This window comes from Vibrio sp. 10N.261.52.A1, from assembly GCF_002876325.1.
In the GTDB taxonomy this organism is placed as follows: domain Bacteria; phylum Pseudomonadota; class Gammaproteobacteria; order Enterobacterales; family Vibrionaceae; genus Vibrio; species Vibrio chagasii.
In genome coordinates this window covers 1-3,888 of sequence record NZ_MCYD01000055.1, presented here as the reverse complement: position 1 = coordinate 3,888, position 3,888 = coordinate 1, and the positions used below count along the sequence as shown (strand labels likewise).

The following is a 3,888-nucleotide window of genomic DNA, read 5'->3' as shown; positions in this document are numbered from 1 at the left end:
GATCACGCCCTCTTCTGTAAAGCCCTCTTTTACCATTTCATAAGGGGCGATTAGGCTCGCGAATTCGACAATGTCCGGGTGCCAATCTGAGAAATCACTGTAGGCCAAGTTAAGACCTGCGATTCGGTTCCTCAATTGACGATATTCATCTTCTGCTTTCTCTAGGTCGTTTTGCATCATCAACATTAAGAAAGTATTGGCCATCGCAGATGCACTCGAGGTAAAGCGGTTCGCCGCATCGCTCGCCTCTGGATTATCTTCCACTAAGAATGAGCTAATACGATTCATTTCAGGACCGATAGACCCTACGCCGTAACGAAACTCAGCAATTTTACTGTCGATCAGATTTTGCTTACTTTGTATTTCAATTTGTGCAGAAAGAACCGTGTTGGTCATTTGTTGTAGCCGTGCCATATCGTCGATAAGGCTTTGCTTTTGTTCAAGAGAAATCGCATCAGGAAAAGATTGGGAGATAAAAAGGAGTTCCTCGAGCGTGTTGTTACTCTCTACAGCGAGTTCATCGATCAAATTACGTGTTTGGTTTAGTGTATCTAAGTCAGTCGATTGGGTGCTATAAGTGAGTAGTTTTACTTGTTCTAATACGCTTTGTGTTAATTCTGCGTTATGCAGAGCGAGTGGCAGAGCTTGTTCAGACAGAGTATCAAAGTAACCTCCTACTCGATCTATGCCACGAATACTGACCATAGATAAAAAGCTGACAAGTAGAAGGATCGAAATAAATACGGCACTAACCGTTTGAATGAGCGAGAATGTATAACGTGAGGGTTTTACCGATAAATTGGTGTCAGTCATGCGAAATCCAGTTTGACTACAAAAAGAGATATCCTTAAGTTAGTCGGTATACTAGAAGCCCTTCATTACGCTTTTATTTCAGTTTTCTTTCAGAAGAGTTACATATGAAATTCAGAAAAATGCTTGCAGTTACAATAACTTTCGCAACATTAACAGCTTGTAGTTCAGCACCATCCCCTTCTAAAAACAGCCAAATTGCAAATAAACCTCTATCAAAGTCAGAACAATTGACTACTAATGCTTATATGAGTGTGTACAAGCAGTGGAAAGGCGTACCTTATCATTTCGGTGGAACTTCATTCAGAGGCGTGGATTGTTCAGCTTTCGTTCAAATTGCCGTGCAAAATGCGACACAGCAAGCACTACCAAGAACAACAAAAGATCAGAGTAAACAAGGCGTTGAAATCGCTTATGAACAAGCAAAGAGTGGAGATTTGGTGTTTTTCAAGACGTCTTTCACCGTTAGGCATGTAGGTGTGTATTTGGGGAATAACCAGTTCCTACATGCTTCTACATCGAAAGGTGTGATTATATCTAGGCTAGATAACCCATATTGGGCTTCTAAATTTTGGCACTTTAGGCGCATATAGTGTATTTGCGAGGCCACCAATCGAATTAAAGGCAACCTCATAGAGGTGCTACGCTTTCAGTCCCATCAATAAAGAGTACTAACCACAAAAATAGTCAGTAAAGACGAATAGAGGTTAATCGTATTTTGCTACTGCAGTATCAAACAGGTTCTTCACCAATGCGATATATTCATCCAAAAAAACAATCTGTTCGTTCGTCGCTTTTTTAGCCCACACGCCTGCAAGCACTTCCCCTAGATCTGCAACCACGGCATCCGCTTCTTTAAGCAACTGAAAACGTACACTTGAATGCAGCTCAGGGTTTTGCTCGAAGATCGCCATAATGTTGCTTGAAATCATGTCAGTTACTATGTCTTCGACACTTTCGTTTCCAGTATCACCGTTACCGTTAGTAAATACATCTAGGTTAAATGATAAGTGCTCGATCAAAGCTAGGTAGCCATCGGTTTCTACAACCACAATAAATCTCCGTTTTAAGCTCTAAGGCAGATTAATACGTATTAGGCTAATACTATGTATATGAAGTCATTTGTCATCATTTTATTGCTATAACGAGGATTAAAATGATCTTTGTTAGTATTTAAGTTCAAAATTGAATCAATAATACGCGAAGCAGCTGATTCAATAATAATTACCGTGCAGCTCAAACCACAACATCTCAAAGCTCTCTTTAGCAATAGCGCGTCAACCATACCAAGCTATTATTGATTTTCTAGTGGAAGTAAGGTTATTTGGTGTCGCACGTGATATTTGTTCCAACTATTTCGCGATTGGCCATTCACTTTTTACTGATTTATCAAAGGCATTCACACAGTCAGAGTTCACAAAACTGTTAATTGATCTGTACTGTCTTGTACTAGTGCTGAGAACATTGACCAGAACGTCTATAAATCACTCAGATTTGTCCTAAACTATTGCTATCAAACGATAGTATTTCACTCCAACAGTTCATTGAGGATTTCCTATGTGGCAGGCCATTTCTCAACAGCTTTCAGACACACTCTTATTCAATTTTCAGATTTCCGAGCGCGTTAAGGTTCCCGGTGGTGACATTAACGATTGCTATATGATCAGCGACGGTAATGAACGTTACTTCGTTAAGGTGAATCAGCGAGAGTTCCTACCTAAGTTTGAGATTGAAGCTGAGAACCTACGTTTATTAAGAGAGACTTCAACAGTCTACGTACCTGAGCTGGTGCTGATTGGTAAAACTAAAGAGTGCTCGTTTATCATTCTTAACTATCTGCCTACCAAACCACTTGAGACAGGCAACAACAGTTATGACTTTGGTGTCCAGCTTGCCAAACTTCATCAATGGGGTGAGCAAAAAGAGTTTGGTTGCGACCAAGACAATTACATCGGCAGCACGCTTCAACCAAATCCCTGGCATAAAAAATGGGGCCGTTTCTTTTCAGAACAACGCATCGGATTCCAACTCCAGCTGCTAAAGGAGAAAGGTATCGAGTTCGGGGATATTGACGACATTGTTGGGATGGTGAACATGAGACTTGCTGGCCACAACCCTCGCCCTTCATTACTTCATGGTGATCTTTGGAATGGTAATGTGGCTAATTCAGCATTTGGTCCTATTTGCTACGACCCTGCTTGTTATTGGGGCGACCATGAGTGTGATTTAGCGCTCACTGAATTGTTTCAGGGCTTCCCACCTGAGTTTTATGAAGGATACCAAAGCGTCATGCCGCTTGACGTTGGCTATACTGATCGAAAAGACATTTACAATTTGTACCACCTTCTTAATCACTGTAATCAATTTGGCGGTGAATATCTGGCACAAACAGAAGCGTGCATTCAGAAGATTCAGGCTGTGTAATACTTATCACAATAGATAAGCAGTCAGGTGGTATAAGTTAGCTTGAGGAGAATTTGTCATGCAGAAATACACAGAGAAACATGTCTCCTGTCCTCATTGCGGGCACGGTATTAATATAACGCTCGATGCCTCCAATGGCAGCCAAGACTTTTACGATGACTGCCCTGCGTGTTGCAATGCCATCCACCTAGATATGCAAATCGACGAAGTTCGAGACAGAATCAATCTGTCGATCGATGCCGACGATGAGCAGGTGTTTTAATCCAAGATTTTCACTCAAGATCAAAAAAGAGCACATGGGTGCTCTTTTTAATTTAGCGATCTGCGTAAATCGAACAACGCAAATTGAACGGGGCTGTTAGTTACTTCTGATTTGCTAGTACGCGTTCAACAGTATCAACAATCGCTTGAGTTTGAGGATCAAACTCGATATTTACTTCGTCACCGACTTCACGGCCACCAAATAGCGTGCGATTCAGGGTTTCTGGGATTAAATGTACAGAGAAGCGGTTATCTTCCACTTCACCAATCGTAAGTGAACAACCATCAACACCTATATACCCTTTACTTAGAACATATTTCATCGATGTTTCTGGTAGTTCAAACCAAAGTGTGCGGTTATTTTCCGTTTTGATAACTTCAACTAACTTAGCC

Annotated in this window: 5 protein-coding genes and 1 pseudogene; 3 read left to right on the top strand and 3 right to left on the bottom strand. The window is 41.2% G+C overall.

Features of this window, described 5'->3' with window-relative positions:
* Positions 1-813: pseudogene (locus BCT81_RS00745) on the bottom strand (methyl-accepting chemotaxis protein); the annotation flags it as partial.
* A 104-nt stretch (positions 814-917) separates the two neighbouring features.
* Here BCT81_RS00745 and BCT81_RS00740 point away from each other — a divergent pair.
* The gene (locus tag BCT81_RS00740; RefSeq protein WP_004742241.1) at positions 918-1,403 is read left to right on the top strand and encodes an NlpC/P60 family protein; all 486 of its coding nucleotides are present in this window, start codon (positions 918-920) and stop codon (positions 1,401-1,403) included.
* A gap of 114 nt (positions 1,404-1,517) precedes the next feature.
* Here the strand turns inward: BCT81_RS00740 and BCT81_RS00735 are convergent, their stop codons facing one another.
* Positions 1,518-1,862 carry a DUF3802 family protein gene (locus BCT81_RS00735; protein WP_008217871.1) on the bottom strand — a complete coding sequence of 115 codons (345 nt, stop codon included), beginning with the start codon at positions 1,860-1,862 and terminating at the stop codon, positions 1,518-1,520.
* Positions 1,863-2,367: 505 nt separating this feature from the next.
* Between BCT81_RS00735 and BCT81_RS00730 the strand changes: the two genes are divergently transcribed.
* Together BCT81_RS00730 and BCT81_RS00725 are read left to right on the top strand one after the other, a co-directional pair.
* A complete protein-coding gene (locus tag BCT81_RS00730; protein WP_102422987.1) occupies positions 2,368-3,234 on the top strand; it encodes a fructosamine kinase family protein in 867 nt (288 codons plus the stop codon).
* 58 nt (positions 3,235-3,292) lie between these two features.
* The gene (locus BCT81_RS00725) at positions 3,293-3,496 is read left to right on the top strand and encodes a CPXCG motif-containing cysteine-rich protein (protein WP_102422986.1); all 204 of its coding nucleotides are present in this window, start codon (positions 3,293-3,295) and stop codon (positions 3,494-3,496) included.
* 100 nt (positions 3,497-3,596) lie between these two features.
* Here BCT81_RS00725 and BCT81_RS00720 read toward each other — a convergent pair.
* Positions 3,597-3,888: riboflavin synthase (locus tag BCT81_RS00720; protein WP_102422985.1), on the bottom strand; the 292-nt coding region annotated here is incomplete at its 5' end.

What these genes read in the sequence shown, in the direction of transcription:
- BCT81_RS00740 (WP_004742241.1), top strand. Translation starts at nt 918, where the DNA reads ATGAAATTCAGAAAAATGCTTGCAGTTACAATAACTTTCGCAACATTA.
- BCT81_RS00730 (WP_102422987.1), top strand. Translation starts at nt 2,368, where the DNA reads ATGTGGCAGGCCATTTCTCAACAGCTTTCAGACACACTCTTATTCAAT.
- BCT81_RS00725 (WP_102422986.1), top strand. Translation starts at nt 3,293, where the DNA reads ATGCAGAAATACACAGAGAAACATGTCTCCTGTCCTCATTGCGGGCAC.